We start from the raw sequence: 16,198 nt of genomic DNA, 5'->3' as shown, positions 1-16,198 counted from the left end.
TGTAGGGTTTTTATCTCATAAAAACAAAGAATTAGTCAATTATCAACCAATCAATTTCTTCATCAATTCATTCACTTGTGCAGGGTTGGCTTTGCCTTTCGCAGCTTTCATCACTTGACCAACAAGACCGTTAAAGGCTTTCTCTTTACCAGATTTATACTCTTCAACCATCTTCTCATTGGCAGCGAGAACTTCTTTAATGATTGCTTCAATCGCGCCTGTATCAGTTTCCTGTTTCAAGCCTTTCTCAGCAATAATCTCGTCCGCAGATTTGCCTTCGTCCCACATAAAGCCGAATACTTGCTTCGCGATCTTACCGTTAATCGTGTTGTCCACAATACGCGCGATCATACCGCCAAGTTTTTCCGCAGATACAGGAGAATCAGCCAAATCTAAGCCTGCTTTGTTTAAAGCACCTGAGAATTCACCCATTACCCAGTTTGCAGAAACTTTACCTTGAGCCGCACCACCAGCCGCAGCAACTACAGCTTCGTAAAACTCTGACATTTCACGAGTCAGTGTCAGTACGTGAGCATCGTACTCAGTCACACCAAAGTCCGCCACGAAACGTGCACGACGTGCAGCAGGAAGCTCAGGCATAGTCGCTTTAATGGCTTCAATTTGCGCATCAGGAATAATCACAGGCAACAAGTCTGGATCAGGGAAGTAACGGTAATCGTTGGCTTCTTCCTTCGAACGCATTGAACGCGTTTCCATCTTCACAGGGTCAAACAAACGTGTTTCTTGGTCAATCGTACCATCCCATTCCAAGATTTCCATTTGACGTTCAATTTCAACATTGATCGCTTGTTCAATAAAGCGGAATGAGTTCAGGTTTTTAAGTTCACAACGTGTACCGAAGGGTTGACCTGGACGACGTAACGACACGTTACAGTCCGCACGGAACGAACCTTCAGCCATGTTGCCGTCAGAAATACCTAACCAACGAACCAGTGTGTGAATCGCTTTAATGTAAGCAACCGCTTCTTCAACCGAACGCATATCTGGCTCAGATACTATTTCCAATAAAGGTGTGCCTGCACGGTTTAAGTCAATACCTGACATGCCTTCAAATTGGTCGTGAATCGATTTACCTGCATCTTCCTCAAGGTGTGCACGGGTTACGCCAATGCGTTTGGTTGTGCCATCTTCAAGTTGGATGTCGATATGACCCAAACCGACAATGGGGTTGTCCATCTGGCTAATTTGGTAGCCTTTTGGAGAATCCGGGTAGAAGTAGTTTTTACGTGCAAATACAGAAGCCTGATCGATATAAGCATCAATACCTAAACCGAAGCGAATCGCTAAATCTACCACTTCTTTATTTAAAACAGGCAGTACACCCGGCATGGCTAAATCTACAAGGCTGGCTTGCGTATTTGGGTCTTGACCAAACTCGGTGGATGAACCTGAGAAGATTTTAGAATTGGTTGCAAGTTGCGTGTGAATCTCAATACCAATTACGACTTCCCAGCCATCAATCAGGTTTGATTTGGGTTTAGCAGTATTCTTCGCCATTATGCGTTCTCCTCAGCAATTGCAGCGCGTTGAGTATGCCAATCTGTCGCTTGTTGATACTGATGTACCACAGATAACAATTGTGATTCAGACCAGTAATTGCCAATCAATTGTAAACCCACAGGCAAGTGATCTTGGTCAAAACCAACAGGCGCACTAATTGCTGGTAAGCCCGCTAAGTTCACTGCGATGGTGTAAATATCACCCAAATACATTTCAACAGGGTCTAAAGACGCGCCAATTTTATATGCAGTGGTTGGTGCAGTCGGTGCAGCAATTACATCTACCTGTTCAAAGGCTTTTAAGAAGTCTTGCTGAATTAAACAACGCACCTTTTGCGCTTTCACGTAATAGGCATCGTAATAACCCGCAGAAAGAGCATACGTACCAATCAAGATACGACGTTGCACTTCTGCACCAAAACCTTCAGAACGCGAGCGTTTGTAAAGGTCTAAAATATCTTGAGGATTTTCTGCACGGTAGCCATAACGCACACCATCGTAACGAGAAAGGTTAGATGATGCTTCTGCAGGGGCAATCAGATAGTAAGTTGGCACGTAGCTTTCAGTCATGTTGAGATCAATCTCAACCAATACTGCGCCCAATTCTTCTAATTTTTTTAGTGATTCTTCAACACGTGCTTTCACCGCAGCATCTAAACCAGCCACATTGAAGTATTGTTTCGGAATACCAATGCGTAAGCCTTTGAGCGTTGTTGCATTCAGGTTCGCCACATAATCTTCAACCGCTTTATCCATAGAGGTTGAGTCTTTGGCGTCATGACCTGCCATTACATTCATTAAATATGCGCAGTCTTCTGCAGAGCGTGCCATTGGGCCTGCCTGATCTAAAGATGATGCATAAGCGATGATGCCGTAACGTGAAACACGTCCGTAAGTTGGTTTGAGACCAGTCAAACCACAGAAAGACGCAGGCTGACGGATTGAACCACCTGTATCTGTACCTGTAGCAAATGGTGCAAGGTCAGCCGCCACGACAGCAGCAGAACCACCTGACGAACCACCCGGTACATGGTCAAGTGCCCATGGGTTTTTGGTCGCGCCATAGAACGAACTTTCAGAGGTTGAACCCATTGCGAATTCGTCCATGTTCACTTTACCCAAAGTGACCAAACCTGCATTTTTACCTTGTGCCACCACAGTTGCGTCATAAGGCGAGATAAAATTGTCCAGCATTTTTGAACCCGCAGAGGTTTTAATGCCTTGGGTACAAAAAATATCTTTATGTGCAACAGGAATACCTGTCAGTGCTGTCGCTTGACCCGCCTGACGTAATGCATCGGCTGCATCCGCCTGTGCCAGTGCTACTTCATTGGTCACGGTGACATAAGAGCGCACTTGCGGATCAATTTTGGCAATACGTTTTAAATAATGTTCTGTTAGTTCGCGAGAGGAGAATTTGGCTGCCGCTAAACCCTCAGAGATTTCACGAATCGATAAGCGATGTAAATCTGTCATGAGAAAAATTCTTTTACCTTTTTATGAAGTCAAAATGTAACAGCCGAATAAATTATTCAATCACACGTGGAACAAGGTACAAGCCATCCTGAACTGCAGGGGCAACAGCTTGATATTGCTCACGATGATTCTGTTCGGTTACGACGTCTTCACGTAATGGTTGAGGGTGGTCAAATGGGCTTTTTAAAGGCTCAACGTCATCGGTATTTATGCCTTTTAAGCTTTCCATCATGCCTAAAATTTTATTTAGACTTTGAGCATACTCAGCAGATTGCGTATCATTGAGTTTAAGACGAGCAAGATGGGCAATTGCTGAAACTGTTTGTGCATTTAAATCTGCAGAATGCTGAGCATCCGAGGTAGACATAACATCACCTAAAATCAGTATTAATAAAAAATTTCAAAATATCGTGCGTTATAATAAGCGATTGACTTGTTCAACGCACCACATTTAGTTAAAGTTGCCAACTTGCGTCCACATAAAGTTTAATCGAGAACGACTCCGTGATTCTAAAACGACTAATTGGCTTGTTTTCGCCAGACCTAGCCATTGATTTAGGTACAGCAAATACACTTATTTATGCGCCAGGACGAGGCATTATATTAAATGAACCGACAGTTGTGGCAATTCGTCACAGCGGTTCACAGAAAATTGTTGCCGCAGTCGGTCTTGATGCCAAACAAATGTTGGGTCGTACCCCTGCAAACATTTCTGCAATTCGCCCAATGAAAGATGGTGTTATCGCTGATTTTGAAGTGACTGAAACCATGCTGAACCAATTTATTGGCAAAGTGCATGAAAAACGTTTATTCCCACCTGCACCGCGTGTAGTGGTGTGTGTACCATGCAAATCTACTTTGGTAGAGCGCCGTGCCATTCGTGAAGCCGTGTTTAATGCGGGCGCACGTGATGTACGTTTAATTGAAGAGCCAATGGCAGCAGCAATTGGTGCAGGTATGCCTGTCGAGCAAGCTTGTGGCTCAATGGTGGTAGATGTTGGTGGTGGCACGACAGAAATCGCGATTATTTCATTACAAGGTTGTGTTTATTCAGATTCATTGCGTATTGGTGGCGATGTGTTTGATGAGCAAATCATTAACTACGTGCGCAAGGCACATGGTTGTGTGATTGGTGAAACCACAGCAGAAACTATTAAGAAAGAAGTTGGCATGGCATTGCCAGATGAAGGTGCTAAACCACTGGAAATTGAAGTACGTGGTCGTAACTTGGCAGAAGGTGTGCCACGTGCCATTACTGTAACTTCTGATGAAATTACCCAAGCCATTTCTGATCCGTTACAAAGCATTGTATCGGCAGTAAAATCTGCACTGGAACAAACTCCACCAGAACTTTCTTCCGATATTGCAGAGCGTGGAATTGTGCTCACCGGTGGAGGTGCGTTATTGCGTAACCTAGACAAGCTTTTGGCACAAGAAACAGGCTTGCCTGTGGTAGTCGCAGAAGAACCATTAACTTGCGTTACCCGCGGTGGCGGCAAGGTTTTGGAATTCTTTGATAATCCAAACCACGATATGTTATTTGTTGGCTAATACATAGGATTCGGCGGTGCAAACAAATCTGTTTTCCAGACAACCGCCATCTTTTCGCTCTTTTATAATTGCGGTCATTACTTGCTTGGTCATCCTGTTCTTTAACTGGCGTGTCCCGCATGTAATTCAACCTGCACGTGATGTTTTGTATGCTGCATATAATCCAATTTATGCCCTTGCAAGCTATCCTGTATTGTCGCGAGAATGGCTAAGTCAACAAAGTAAGTCTGAGGCTCAATTGCGTCGTGAAAATACCGCGATGCAGGCAGAGCTATTACAGGCTCAAGTCCGTTTGCAAAAATTGTCTGAACTCTCTGCAGAAAATACCCGCCTGCGTGGTCTACTCGATACGCCTCTAATCATTGATGGACGCATGGAAATTGCTGAAGTAATTGGTACCGATGCCGATCCTTTGCGCCACATTATTGTGATTAACCGTGGTTCACAAAATCAGCTCAAAGTCGGGCAAACCGTTTTGGATGATAAAGGCATTATGGGGCAGATCATTGCTGTGTATCCACACAGTAGCCGTGTCATGTTGCTTTCTGACAAAGAACACTCACTTTCAGTGCGTTTGGAACATACAGGCATGCGAGCCATTGTGTCGGGTACGGGCGATTTAGGGCGTTTGAAAATGGAATATGTACCGACCAGTGCCAATATTCAGGTTGGAGAGAAAGTCTATAGCTCAGGCTTGGGCGAGCATTTCCCTGCAGGATATTTGGTTGGAAGCATTGCCAAAATCAGCCGACATAATTCTGGTGAGTTTGCACAAATTGATGTGATGCCTGCAGCACAATTGGCGGGTGGTCATCATGTGGTGGTGCTGTTCTCAGAATCTTTAGCGAAGGAGCAGCCAAATGCCAATCGCTAAAATTGGACAAACCCGACTCGGACAAAACAAGAATAAAGATCCACTATTTCCGATTATTTTTTCTGTAATTGCTGCATCTGTACTCATGGTGTATCCGCTGTCTTATACAGGCTCGGGTTGGCGACCATTGTTTATGTTGATGGTGACCTTGTTTTGGGTGCTTGGGCAACCAACTTGGTGTGGTATTTGGTTTGCCTTTGGTACAGGCTTGTTTGCAGACTTGCTCCTCGATGCACCTTTGGGCATGAATGCCTTGAGTTTTGTGGTGATTACTTTTGTGGCGCGTTTCCTGACTCGTGAGCGCCGTATTATGACGTTTGCGAATTTATGGGTCATTAGTGTAATAGCAATTTTGGCTCACCTCGCCCTGATTTGGGTGATGCAAGTCATGGGTGGGATTCAGTTCCCATTTGCCCGTCATTGGCAACCTTTGCTGAGTAGTATTTTGCTCTGGCCTGTGCTGTATTATTTCTTGCGAAAATGGCGCATTTAATTCTTGCCTCAAGTTCACCGCGCCGTCGGGAACTCCTGCAACAGCTTGGGCTGGAATTTGAAATTTACAGTCCAGACATCGATGAATCTATTTTAGCGGGCGAAGATGTTGCCGCGTATGTTGAGCGGTTGGCATGTGCCAAAGCCGATGCGGTTTTACGGCTATTTCCTGATGCTATTGTGATTGCTGCCGATACCAGTCTAGGCGTAGATGGGCAGATTTTGGGCAAGCCAGAATCCAAAGCACATGCCTTTGCCATTTGGTCACAACTTTCTGGTCGAAAACATGATGTTTTTTCAGGGGTTTGTGTGCGTACAAAACAGAAAAAATCCAGTATAGTGGTACGTACACAGGTTGAATTTCAATCGCTTAGCCTAGATGATATGGAAAGCTACTGGGCAACAGGTGAGCCGATTGGAAAAGCGGGTGCTTATGCGATTCAGGGCATCGCAGCACGTTATATTCCGCGTATTGAGGGCAGTTATAGCAATGTTGTCGGCCTGCCACTCTATGAAACCGTACAGTTATTACAGACAGTTAAGGCACTAAATTAACTGCTGCACAAAAATTTTTATAATGTTTTGAGTTTTATTATGTCTGACGAGTTGTTGATTAACGTCACACCGATGGAGTGTCGGGTGGCGTTAATTCAAAACGGCACGGTCAATGAACTATTCGTTGAGCGTACAGCCAAGCGTGGTTTGGTGGGCAATATTTATAAAGGCAAAGTGGTGCGCGTGCTGCCAGGCATGCAAGCCGCTTTTGTCGATATTGGTTTATCGCGTACTGCTTTTTTGCATATCAATGACATGATTTGGCCGCGCAGCCAACCTACACCGAATGTCTTTGAATTATTGCAGCCTGGGCAAATTCTAACTGTGCAAGTGATGAAAGATATGCTCGGTACTAAAGGCGCACGATTAAGCACAGATCTTTCCATTCCTTCGCGTTATTTGGTTCTAATGCCGTATGGCAGTCATATTGGCGTATCACAACGCATTGAATCGAGTGAAGAACGTGAGCGTCTACGCGGGATCATTGAAACCATTCAGGCTGAGCATAAATTACCAGGCTCAGTCATTGTACGTACTGCAGCCGAAGGCGTCGATGAAGCGGCCTTAGTGCAAGATATGTGTTACTTGGCAAAATTGTGGGAATACATTCAGCGTAAACAAAAAAGCATTGCCGTACCTTCCTTGATTTTTGAAGAGTTGCCGTTACCACAGCGCGTGATCCGTGATTTGGCGAATGATAACACTGCCAAAATTTATGTCGATTCACGTGAAATTCACGCCAAATTAAAAGAATTTGTGGATGAGTTTGTGCCCAATATGCACAATCGCCTGATTCATTACCCAGGCGAGCGCCCACTGTTCGATTTATACAATGTTGAAGAAGATATTCAAAAAGCGTTGCAAACCCGTGTGGCATTAAAGTCAGGCGGTTATCTGATGATTGATCAGACCGAAGCCATGACCACCATTGATGTGAATACGGGTTCTTATGTCGGTGGTCGGACTTTAGAAGACACCGTATTTAAAACCAATATGGAAGCGACACAGGTCATTGCTCGCCAGTTACGTTTGCGTAATTTGGGTGGCATCATCATTATCGACTTCATTGATATGCAAGAAGTACAGCATCGTGATGAAGTTTTGAGTCAGTTTGAGCGTATGCTTGAACGAGATCATGCCAAGACCAAAATTACCCAAGTGTCTGAATTGGGCTTGGTCGAGATGACCCGTAAACGTACCCGTGAATCTTTAGAACATTTACTTTGTGAAGCCTGTCCAACTTGTCAGGGGCGGGGATATGTCAAAACAGCAGAGTCAGTGTGTTACGAAATTTTTCGAGAAATTTTAAGATATGCACGTGCATTTGAATCACAACGTGGCTTTACTGTCGTTGCGCACCCATCGGTGATTGACCGATTGTTAACTGCCGAAGCGCCAGCAGTGGCGGATTTAGAGCACTTTGTCAGCCGTGTGATTAAATTTCAGGTGGAAAATTTATATACGCAAGAGCAATACGATATCATTCTGAGCTGAAATTGTAACAGGATATCGCTAAACAGTTGTTACATCTGAAATTTTACTTTTTTGAGTGAATTCTCAATACTAAGCATACAGAGTAGCCAAAGCCGAACATCTCCCTCGGTTTAGCAAATGAGGTATGTCATGGGTATGAGTAAAGTTGTGATTCAAAAGAGTTTAAAAGTATTAGATCGTAAAGTGACACATAACGGTTATATTGTGGATGAGCAAGGTAAAGAAACTCAAATTACCACTGCAATGGTTAGCGCAGTTTGTCAGCAATTATTAAAACAGTGTCGTACTATTCAAAAATAAGGGGCAGCAATTGCCCCTTAATTGATTCTATTGAATTGTTTTTCTAATGGATTGACGTATCAATCCACGATTTTATTGACCCCTTCAGGCGCATCAATAATCTGTTCAAAACGCTGAATTTCATCTTCCAAGTGTTGCAATAAGTTTTGCATTTTCGGTAAGGCATGACGACAAGCAGTTAAACCAACTTCTAATTTGTCTAAATAGCTGGTCATGGTAATGTTTAAAGCTTGTCCATCTAACACGATTGAAGCAGGGTATAGTGCATCTAGCTTTGCACCATTCCAATACAAAGGTTCACGTGGGCCAGGTACATTGGAAATCACCAAGTTAAAGGCCTGACGCTTTGGCATAATGCCTGACAAAATATTTAAACCAGCAGCGCCGTAAACAAAAGCACTATAGTTCATAATTTGATTGGCATTCATGCGCTTAAAACGCTGCTTGGCATTTTGTACACTGCGGCGCACAATTTTTAAACGCTCAAGCGGATCTTCTTTGTGCGTACCCAAGTTGGCTAAAATCATGGTGATTCGATTAGATACTTCAGAATCGTCATCACGAATAGAGGCAGGCACCATCGCAATTAAAGGTTTTTTCGGTAAAGCATATTGGCTGAGTAAGTACTCACGCAATGCGCCTGAGCAAATTGCCAGTACCACATCATTAATGGTTACGCCCAAAGCTTTAGCAATGCGATGCAAACGTGCAAACTCAAAAGATTGCGCGGCAAAACGACGTGAGGCGCTCACACGTTGGTTTAAGATGGTGCTTGGTGCTTGGAAGCTAGAAACATAATCGGGGTTACGTCCCATATCTTTAGCAACGGTTTGTGATACTTCATAAACTGCGCGAGGGGTTGCTTCAACATGACCTTTAACCCCACCAAAAATTTTCTTTAAACGGCTGACTTTCGGTTCTTTCAGACGTTTAGCACGTGGGCCTTCCACACACCAAGGCGGTACAATTCTTTTTGCATTTTCGTCATGCGATAGGGATTTTTCCACCAAACGCATGCCTGCAATACCATCTACCATAGCATGATGAATTTTAAAGAACATCGCAAAACGATTATCTTCAATACCTTCAATAATATGGCAAGTCCATAAAGGTTTGGCGCGATCAATCAGTGAACTGTGTTCTTGTGAAATATACGTTAATAATTCACGAATGCGACCTGGTTTTGGCAAGGCAATATGACGGAAGTGATGATCGAGATCGAACTCTTCATCTTCATCCCAAAATAGACCATTGAGCTTATTGTTAAATGGTGCAATAGGCATCGACTTTGAATTGCGAATATCGGCAACCAAGTCTTGAATAAAAGTGTCTGGCGCATGTTCTGGAATTTGGAATAAGAATAATCCACCCACATGCATGGGCTGTTGACGTTTTTCGAGTGATAGGAAAATAAAATCAATAGGGTGTAATGGACGCATATTGTGGATTGCCTCACTGCAATTTCTACGCTTGTTCTTATCTGAACAAGGTTTTTAGAGTTATATAAGATTTAATTCAGTATATCTTTTTTATCAAACAAATATAGTGATTTTTGCGCCATCGCAAGTCAATAAAAATCACAGTAAAACTGTGATTTTTATTGTAGTAATAGATGTGTTATTTTAAATTTCCAGCATGTAGACCGCATTCTTTGTGCGTTGCTTCTTCCCACCACCAACGCCCTTCGCGTTCATGTTGGTTCGGAAGAACAGGGCGGGTGCAAGGTTCACAGCCAATTGAAATAAAACCTTTTTCATGCAAACGATTGTATGGAATTTCCATCATGCGAATGTAATTCCACACGTCACTACTTGACCAGTTTGCCAGTGGATTGTATTTGATTAATTGTTTATCTGGACCTGAAAATCCTGCATCTGCTTGTACGACAGGAATATCTTGGCGTGTACCTGGACTTTGGTCTTTACGTTGACCTGTAATCCAGCCATCTAGTGTTGCCAGTTTTTTACGTAAAGGTTGAACTTTACGAATCCCACAACATTCTTGATGCCCATCTTCAAAAAAGCTAAATAAGCCTTTTTCTTGAACCAATTGTTGCACTGCTTCAGTTTCAGGAAAGCAAATTTCGATCTCAATATTATAATATTTGCGTACAGTTTCTAAAAATTGATAGGTTTCAGGATGCAAACGTCCTGTATCTAAACTAAATACACGAAATGGCACACCTAAATTGGATGCCATATCAATCAGCACTACATCCTCCGCACCTGAAAATGAAATCGCGACTTCGCCTTGCTGACTTAAGGCAAGTTTTAAAATGTCACTCGGTGATTTATCGGTATATTCAGTCGCGAGTGCATCAACAATGTCTATGGTGGGAATGGTGCGCATAAATCTTCCTACAGTCGGCTTGAGGGCTAATCTTTGTTCTTGAGCGAATTATTTTAATGGAATTCCTAAAAAGGTCTTATCACTAAAAAATAAATGCTTATGAATGAAATAGATTTAAAAAAAGAACAAGGCAAATACCAAATCTTCGGCTATGATAGGGAAAAATTTTTACAGGTATTTTGGGAGAACCCATGGAAATCGTATGTCTTGATCTTGAAGGTGTGTTAGTTCCAGAAATTTGGATTAACTTTGCTAAAAAAACTGGCATTAAAGAACTTGAAGCAACTACACGTGATATTCCAGACTACGATGTGTTGATGACTCAGCGTTTAAATATTTTAAAGCAGCATGGCTTGGGCTTAAATGATATTCAGGCCGTGATTGCAGACATGGGGCCATTCCCGGGCGCGAAAGAGTTTGTCGAGTGGGTGAGCACACACTTCCAATTGATTATTCTTTCAGACACGTTCTATGAGTTTGCACATCCGTTGATGAAGCAATTGGGTTGGCCAACAATTTTCTGCCACAAGTTAGAATCAGATGAAAATGGCATGATTACCGCTTATAAATTGCGTCAACCAGACCAAAAACGTCAAGCTGTTAAAGCCTTACACGGTTTAAATTTCCGTGTAATTGCTGCAGGTGATTCATATAACGACACCACGATGCTAGGTGAAGCGGACAAAGGTTTCTTATTTGATGCACCTGAAAATGTGATTGCAGAATTCCCACAATTCCCTGCAATTTATGGTTATGAAGCATTAAAAGAAGCAATTCGTGGTGCTTCGGTACGTGATATTCCAGCTTAATTCCGAAGCTGAATACAATAAAGGGCATCATTTGATGCCCTTTGTTTTTATGCGATATTAACAGTGCATTGATTTAGAAGCGGTAGCCGATTTTTAGACCATAACCCAAAGCATAGTTGTCTTCAAATTCACCAACGTCTGTTGTACCCGTACGTGCAGTGGCATCACCCAACCAGAAGTATTTTACGCCAGCTTGAATAAAATAATTTTCCGCAGGGCTATATTGACCACCTAAACCTACGCTCCAGAAGCCTTCAACAGGGCCTAAAGTAGTTACAGGGTTACCTGCACCAGAATCCCAACCTACAGATGCAGAACCAGACCATTTGCTAGTAAATTTATGACCTACACCAACGGTTGCAGAAATTTGATCATCTGAATAGTCAATTAAATTTTGAGCTTTACCTTTAGCGAGTTTACTAGCACTTGCTAAAGCTGCTGGGCTTACGGCAAACTGATCCCAATGTACCCAACGTAGATTAGCAAAAGCTAAAGTATCTTTTGCAATACCTGTTTGGAAATCAAGGTTCACAGATTGTGGTGTAACCACTTCTGTTTGGCTTGTCATAGAACGTAGATCAATACCGTATGATGGAATATAAACATTTGAAGTTTCTGTAGTATCTAATTCATGTTTAATTTCAGAGCGATACGTGATCGCTGCTTTTAGAGCAATTTCAGGGATTTGGTAAGCTGCACCAGCTAACCAACCAAATGCATCGTCTTCTTTCAGGTCAATGTTGTAGCCAGAAAGTAATGAGTAGGCTGTACCGCGTAAAGATACATTACCTTTAACTGTTTGATAAACAGGACCTGCGTAGAAATTCCAGTTTTCTGTAGGTTGGTAACCAATTAAAGCTGAAAGATTGTGTGTTTCTACTTCTACTTGGGTTGCTTCACCATTCGCGCCAAAAACTAGATTATTTGAAGGGTAGAGAGATTCGGCGCCAAATGGTTGGTCATATAAAAGACCTATAGAAATGTGTTCAGTTGCTTGTACTTTAATCGCAGCAGAAGGGAAATAATAATCTTCTGCCATATCGTTAACTTTCAATTGATTAGATTGAACTTTGGGATCTAAAACTGAAATACCTGCTTCTGCATAATTACCCGGTTGTAAAAATGCAGCAATAGATTGACCAGAACGGTCTAAACCAGCAGCAAGCGCAGGTGTAAGTGGGAGAGTGCTAAGTAAAATACTTGAATAGATTTTATTGAGCTTCATGGTCGTTCCCTGATGCTTTATGTAACAAAAAGTGCAGGAAAAGTAACATATTTGAAAAAAGAGTAAATGCTCAACTTCGTAGAATAAATGAACTGAATAAGTTATAAATAGCAGTTGATTAGAGTAAAAGTACTATTTTAAAGTCTTAAGTGAATGAATTTTATTAAATAATTTTTTAGGGTGATGTTTTGGTAAATATGAGTTTAATTGCTTTAAATTTGAACATTTAGTTAACACTTGTATAAAAAAGAGGAGTTTTAAGTGCAAAAAGAGCCACTCCGAAGGGTGGCTCTTTTGAAAAATATTGGAATTAGAAGCGGTAACCCATTTTTAGACCGTAGCCGATTGCATGGTTGTCTGTGAACTCACCAACATTTGGGTTAGCAACTGTTAAAGCCGTTGCATCACCCAACCAGAAGTATTTAACACCACCTGCAATGAAGTAGTTTGGTGCAGGTGAGTATTGAACACCTAGACCTACGTTCCAGTAGCCTTCAGTTGGACCAAGAGTAGTTACAGGATTGTCGACACCTGAGTCCCAACCTACAGAGACATTGCCCGCCCACTTGTCTGTGAGTTTACGACCAACACCAACAGCAGCTGACCATTGCTCTTCATTATATTCAACGAGGTTGCCACCTTTTAATTGCGGCTGTTGCAACAAAGCTGAAGCTAGGTCAATAGCTTGTCCAAACTCTGATGGACGAATAGAGAAGTTAGACCAATCGACCCAACGTACGTTAGCAAAAGCAACGGTATCTGCCATAATTCCTGTTTGGAAATCCAAATTAACAGACTGTGGAGTTGTTACTGCAGTTTTTCCTGGATTAAATGCAGGAATTGCAGCAGGGTTCCCTGCTAACCCTAAACCTAATGCCACATTTAGTGGAACACCAGAGTGGCTTTCTGTTGTAGAAAGTTCATGGTCGATTTCAGAGCGATAGGTTAAAGACGCTTTAAGCGCAATTTCAGGAATTTGGAAGGCAAGACCAGCTAACCAACCAATTTCACTATCTTCTTTCATTGTTGCATCATATCCGCCGAACGCGTTATATGCTGCACCGCGGAGTGCTACACTACCTTTAGCTGTTTGATAAACTGGACCTGCATAAATATTCCAATTTTCAGTTGGTTGGAAACCAAATAAGAAGCTTAGATTTTCAGTTGTTACTTCAGCGCGGGTACCATCACTTCCTGTCGGATTAAATGCTACTGATTGAGCGGTATATTCAGCTTCTGCACCAAATGGTTGATCGTAAATTACACCAAAAGAAAACTGATCTGTGACTTGTAGTTTTAAGGCAGCTGATGGGAAGTAGTAATCACTCGCCATATCACCTGTTGCCTGTCCACCTAAAGCAGTAGAACTCGTACCAGATACATCTGGATCTAATACAGAAATACCTGCTTCAAAGTAGTTACCCGGTTGTAAGAACGCAGCGATGGATTGACCAGAGCGATCCATACCTGCAGCAAAAGCACCTGTCATTGGTACAGTTGCTAAAATCATTGCTGTGCTAAGTGCTTTTAATTTCATTATACATTTCCCTTGGGCTATAAAGTCTTTTATGACAGTTTTTGTTGATGCTTTAAGCTTTCATTTAGGATGATTTCGACTTGTGCAAACCGAGACCATTTGTTACTCCATGTGACAAAAATATCACAATTAAAATAAGAGTAAATGCTCTAGAAAAAACTCATCAGTATAAAAAACACGCTGAATAGAGTATTTGTTCTAATTGGTGTGGGTTTTTAGCTTGTTAGTGATTGAAATTAAATAATAAAATTTAAAAATCAATCTATTGTTTAAATGTTTTTAATTGGTTAAAAAAAATACTTTTTATCAAAATTCATTTTGTTGCAAGGCATATCTTGCAACAAAATGGGGTGCATTAACGTGTGGTTTTTCCAAGCTTTGCCAAAAGAATGACAGGAATCAGCCCAACCAATACAATTAGTAAAGCTGCTACTGCGCCATCTTCATAAGTGCCCCTAGACGCTTCTGCATATAGCTGGGTAGCGAGTGTTTCCATATTTAAAGGACGGAGCAACAAAGTGGCAGGTAGCTCTTTCATGCAATCTACAAAAATTAATAAAGCTGCAGAAATAATAGCAGGGCGTAATAATGGCAGGTGTACACGCCACAACAGTGCAAAGTTGTTTTGCCCTAAATTGCGTGCAGCATCATCAAAAACACCATGAATACGGTTATAGCCTGACTCAATGCCGCCCACCGAAATAGCTAAAAAACGCACAGCATAAGCATAAATAAGGGTAAAACTAGTACCGAGAAATAATAAACCTGTGTGTATCCCTAATTTAAACTCTAAAAAATCTGCAATGGCATGATCAATTTTTCCCAAAGCCAACATGAGACCAATGGCTAAAACAGTTCCTGGAATGGCATAACCTAAACTGGCAATACAGCTAAACCAGTGGTGTTTGCTAAAACGTGCCGCACTGACAATAAAGAAACCAATCAAAATAGTTACCACAGTTGCAAGACTGGCAAGGATTAGTGTGTTGATTGAGGCTTGTAATAGGAAATCTGAAAAGCCCGCATATTGAATGCGTTTATAGGATTCGACCAATAAATGACTGGTGGGAATTAAAAAGCCAATACAAACAGGAATTAAGCCCAAGCCTAGTAACACAAGTGCTTTAAGCCCTTTGACCGATTGTGCAGGCATTAAACGGCTGCGTTGAGCCGAGTTCATATAACGCTGTTTACGCCGTCCTAAACGCTCTACTAACACCAATAAGGTAATAATCATCAACATGAAAATGGCAATTTGTGCGGCACTGGCTAAATCGGACTGATTGGTCCAGGTTGAATAAATCGACAAAGTTAAGGTTTTAATGCCTAAAAATTCTGTTGCACCAATATCATTAATGGTTTCCATTAAAACCAGACTAGTACCCACAGCAATTGCAGGACGTGCCAGTGGAATTGCAACACGTAAAAACACTTGATCGGGTTTTAATCCTAATGTACGTGCAACCTCAATTAAACTGGCCGATTGCATCAGAAACATTGCACGGGTGCTTAAATACACATACGGATACAGCACAAAGCTAAGCAAGAAGATGCCGCCCCACACGGTACGAATATTAGGAAACCAAAACTGTTGTAATTCTAAATTAAACCCATCCCGCAGGATACTTTGCACAGGGCCAATGGGGTGCAAAATGTCGATATAACTATACGCAATAATATAAGTTGGTACGGCTAAAGGCAGCAGTAAGGCCCAATCTAAAAATGCACGACCTCGGAATTGATACGCTGTTACAATCCATGCGCTGCCTGTACCAATCAGGATGGTGAGAATCCCCACACCCAACAATAAAATCCCTGTTTCTGCCAACGTGTGTGGAATTACATAACGCAGCAGATGCCCCCAAATTTCGCTATCACCTTGTAATGCTGTCCAAATTAAAGCGAGCACAGGTAAACAGGCGAGTAGCGTCAATAACCCACTGAGCGAAAATAAAAAATTAAATTTATTTTTAAGCATTGCAATAGAGGTACTAAATAAGGGGGAGGGAACAGCTG

Annotated in this window: 15 protein-coding genes; 7 read left to right on the top strand and 8 right to left on the bottom strand. The window is 42.0% G+C overall.

The genetic code is table 11. The features are described 5' to 3' along the window. Positions 1-42 precede the first annotated feature (42 nt). From gatB to gatC, 3 genes are read right to left on the bottom strand one after another with little or no spacing between them, the layout of a single operon-like run. Positions 43-1,518 (bottom strand): Asp-tRNA(Asn)/Glu-tRNA(Gln) amidotransferase subunit GatB, encoded by a 1,476-nt coding sequence (gatB, locus tag FTU92_RS05605; protein ID WP_131261541.1) that lies wholly within the window; start codon positions 1,516-1,518, stop codon positions 43-45. Next, a complete protein-coding gene (gene gatA / locus FTU92_RS05600) occupies positions 1,518-2,996 on the bottom strand; it encodes an Asp-tRNA(Asn)/Glu-tRNA(Gln) amidotransferase subunit GatA (RefSeq protein WP_180095830.1) in 1,479 nt (492 codons plus the stop codon). The genes gatB and gatA overlap by 1 nt, the downstream gene beginning before the upstream one ends. 52 nt (positions 2,997-3,048) lie before the next feature. Further along, positions 3,049-3,363, bottom strand: a complete 315-nt coding sequence (gatC, locus tag FTU92_RS05595) for an Asp-tRNA(Asn)/Glu-tRNA(Gln) amidotransferase subunit GatC (protein WP_004975405.1) — start codon at positions 3,361-3,363, stop codon at positions 3,049-3,051. 137 nt (positions 3,364-3,500) lie between these two features. Here gatC and FTU92_RS05590 point away from each other — a divergent pair, with 137 nt between their 5' ends. From FTU92_RS05590 to FTU92_RS05565, 6 genes are all read left to right on the top strand, one after another. Then, positions 3,501-4,547: a rod shape-determining protein gene (locus tag FTU92_RS05590; protein ID WP_004975408.1), complete on the top strand. Its 1,047-nt coding sequence runs from the start codon at positions 3,501-3,503 to the stop codon at positions 4,545-4,547. Between the two features lie 16 nt (positions 4,548-4,563). Continuing rightward, positions 4,564-5,421 (top strand): rod shape-determining protein MreC, encoded by an 858-nt coding sequence (mreC, locus tag FTU92_RS05585; RefSeq protein ID WP_167846190.1) that lies wholly within the window; start codon positions 4,564-4,566, stop codon positions 5,419-5,421. Beyond that, a complete protein-coding gene (gene mreD / locus FTU92_RS05580; protein ID WP_154320436.1) occupies positions 5,408-5,914 on the top strand; it encodes a rod shape-determining protein MreD in 507 nt (168 codons plus the stop codon). Before mreC ends, mreD begins: the two co-directional genes overlap by 14 nt. Next, positions 5,902-6,468 carry a Maf-like protein gene (locus tag FTU92_RS05575; RefSeq protein ID WP_004975413.1) on the top strand — a complete coding sequence of 189 codons (567 nt, stop codon included), beginning with the start codon at positions 5,902-5,904 and terminating at the stop codon, positions 6,466-6,468. Before mreD ends, FTU92_RS05575 begins: the two co-directional genes overlap by 13 nt. Before the next feature lie 39 nt (positions 6,469-6,507). Further along, the gene (rng, locus tag FTU92_RS05570; RefSeq protein ID WP_104852376.1) at positions 6,508-7,962 is read left to right on the top strand and encodes a ribonuclease G; all 1,455 of its coding nucleotides are present in this window, start codon (positions 6,508-6,510) and stop codon (positions 7,960-7,962) included. A 129-nt stretch (positions 7,963-8,091) separates the two neighbouring features. Then, a complete protein-coding gene (locus FTU92_RS05565; RefSeq protein WP_004975418.1) occupies positions 8,092-8,262 on the top strand; it encodes a PA1571 family protein in 171 nt (56 codons plus the stop codon). 59 nt (positions 8,263-8,321) lie between these two features. Here FTU92_RS05565 and FTU92_RS05560 read toward each other — a convergent pair whose 3' ends face one another. Together FTU92_RS05560 and FTU92_RS05555 are read right to left on the bottom strand one after the other, a co-directional pair. Then, entirely contained in the window at positions 8,322-9,701 is a 1,380-nt protein-coding gene (locus tag FTU92_RS05560; RefSeq protein ID WP_004975420.1) for a wax ester/triacylglycerol synthase family O-acyltransferase, read from the bottom strand. Between the two features lie 178 nt (positions 9,702-9,879). After that, entirely contained in the window at positions 9,880-10,611 is a 732-nt protein-coding gene (locus tag FTU92_RS05555) for a phosphoadenylyl-sulfate reductase (protein ID WP_180095828.1), read from the bottom strand. Between the two features lie 191 nt (positions 10,612-10,802). Between FTU92_RS05555 and thrH the strand changes: the two genes are divergently transcribed. Further along, positions 10,803-11,420 (top strand): bifunctional phosphoserine phosphatase/homoserine phosphotransferase ThrH, encoded by a 618-nt coding sequence (gene thrH / locus FTU92_RS05550; RefSeq protein WP_180051679.1) that lies wholly within the window; start codon positions 10,803-10,805, stop codon positions 11,418-11,420. Positions 11,421-11,493: 73 nt separating this feature from the next. Here thrH and FTU92_RS05545 read toward each other — a convergent pair whose 3' ends face one another. The 3 genes from FTU92_RS05545 to FTU92_RS05535 form a co-directional block, all read right to left on the bottom strand. Next, entirely contained in the window at positions 11,494-12,645 is a 1,152-nt protein-coding gene (locus FTU92_RS05545; protein ID WP_180095826.1) for an OmpP1/FadL family transporter, read from the bottom strand. A gap of 310 nt (positions 12,646-12,955) precedes the next feature. After that, positions 12,956-14,182: an OmpP1/FadL family transporter gene (locus FTU92_RS05540; RefSeq protein WP_180095824.1), complete on the bottom strand. Its 1,227-nt coding sequence runs from the start codon at positions 14,180-14,182 to the stop codon at positions 12,956-12,958. 355 nt (positions 14,183-14,537) lie between these two features. Further along, positions 14,538-16,160: an iron ABC transporter permease gene (locus tag FTU92_RS05535; protein WP_180095822.1), complete on the bottom strand. Its 1,623-nt coding sequence runs from the start codon at positions 16,158-16,160 to the stop codon at positions 14,538-14,540. Positions 16,161-16,198: the final 38 nt, after the last annotated feature.

It is taken from the genome of Acinetobacter sp. YH12205, from assembly GCF_013418125.1.
Taxonomy (GTDB): domain Bacteria; phylum Pseudomonadota; class Gammaproteobacteria; order Pseudomonadales; family Moraxellaceae; genus Acinetobacter; species Acinetobacter towneri.
The sequence above is the reverse complement of the archived record's forward strand: the minus strand, read 5'-3'. Positions and strand labels throughout refer to the sequence as shown.

Excerpts from the sequence above, each read along its gene's own strand:
- gatB (WP_131261541.1), bottom strand. The coding sequence starts at position 1,518 with ATGGCGAAGAATACTGCTAAACCCAAATCAAACCTGATTGATGGCTGG.
- FTU92_RS05565 (WP_004975418.1), top strand. The coding sequence starts at position 8,092 with ATGGGTATGAGTAAAGTTGTGATTCAAAAGAGTTTAAAAGTATTAGAT.
- FTU92_RS05535 (WP_180095822.1), bottom strand. The coding sequence starts at position 16,160 with ATGCTTAAAAATAAATTTAATTTTTTATTTTCGCTCAGTGGGTTATTG.
- rng (WP_104852376.1), top strand. The coding sequence starts at position 6,508 with ATGTCTGACGAGTTGTTGATTAACGTCACACCGATGGAGTGTCGGGTG.
- FTU92_RS05575 (WP_004975413.1), top strand. The coding sequence starts at position 5,902 with ATGGCGCATTTAATTCTTGCCTCAAGTTCACCGCGCCGTCGGGAACTC.
- FTU92_RS05540 (WP_180095824.1), bottom strand. The coding sequence starts at position 14,182 with ATGAAATTAAAAGCACTTAGCACAGCAATGATTTTAGCAACTGTACCA.
- FTU92_RS05545 (WP_180095826.1), bottom strand. The coding sequence starts at position 12,645 with ATGAAGCTCAATAAAATCTATTCAAGTATTTTACTTAGCACTCTCCCA.
- FTU92_RS05560 (WP_004975420.1), bottom strand. The coding sequence starts at position 9,701 with ATGCGTCCATTACACCCTATTGATTTTATTTTCCTATCACTCGAAAAA.
- thrH (WP_180051679.1), top strand. The coding sequence starts at position 10,803 with ATGGAAATCGTATGTCTTGATCTTGAAGGTGTGTTAGTTCCAGAAATT.
- mreD (WP_154320436.1), top strand. The coding sequence starts at position 5,408 with ATGCCAATCGCTAAAATTGGACAAACCCGACTCGGACAAAACAAGAAT.
- FTU92_RS05555 (WP_180095828.1), bottom strand. The coding sequence starts at position 10,611 with ATGCGCACCATTCCCACCATAGACATTGTTGATGCACTCGCGACTGAA.
- gatC (WP_004975405.1), bottom strand. The coding sequence starts at position 3,363 with ATGTCTACCTCGGATGCTCAGCATTCTGCAGATTTAAATGCACAAACA.
- gatA (WP_180095830.1), bottom strand. The coding sequence starts at position 2,996 with ATGACAGATTTACATCGCTTATCGATTCGTGAAATCTCTGAGGGTTTA.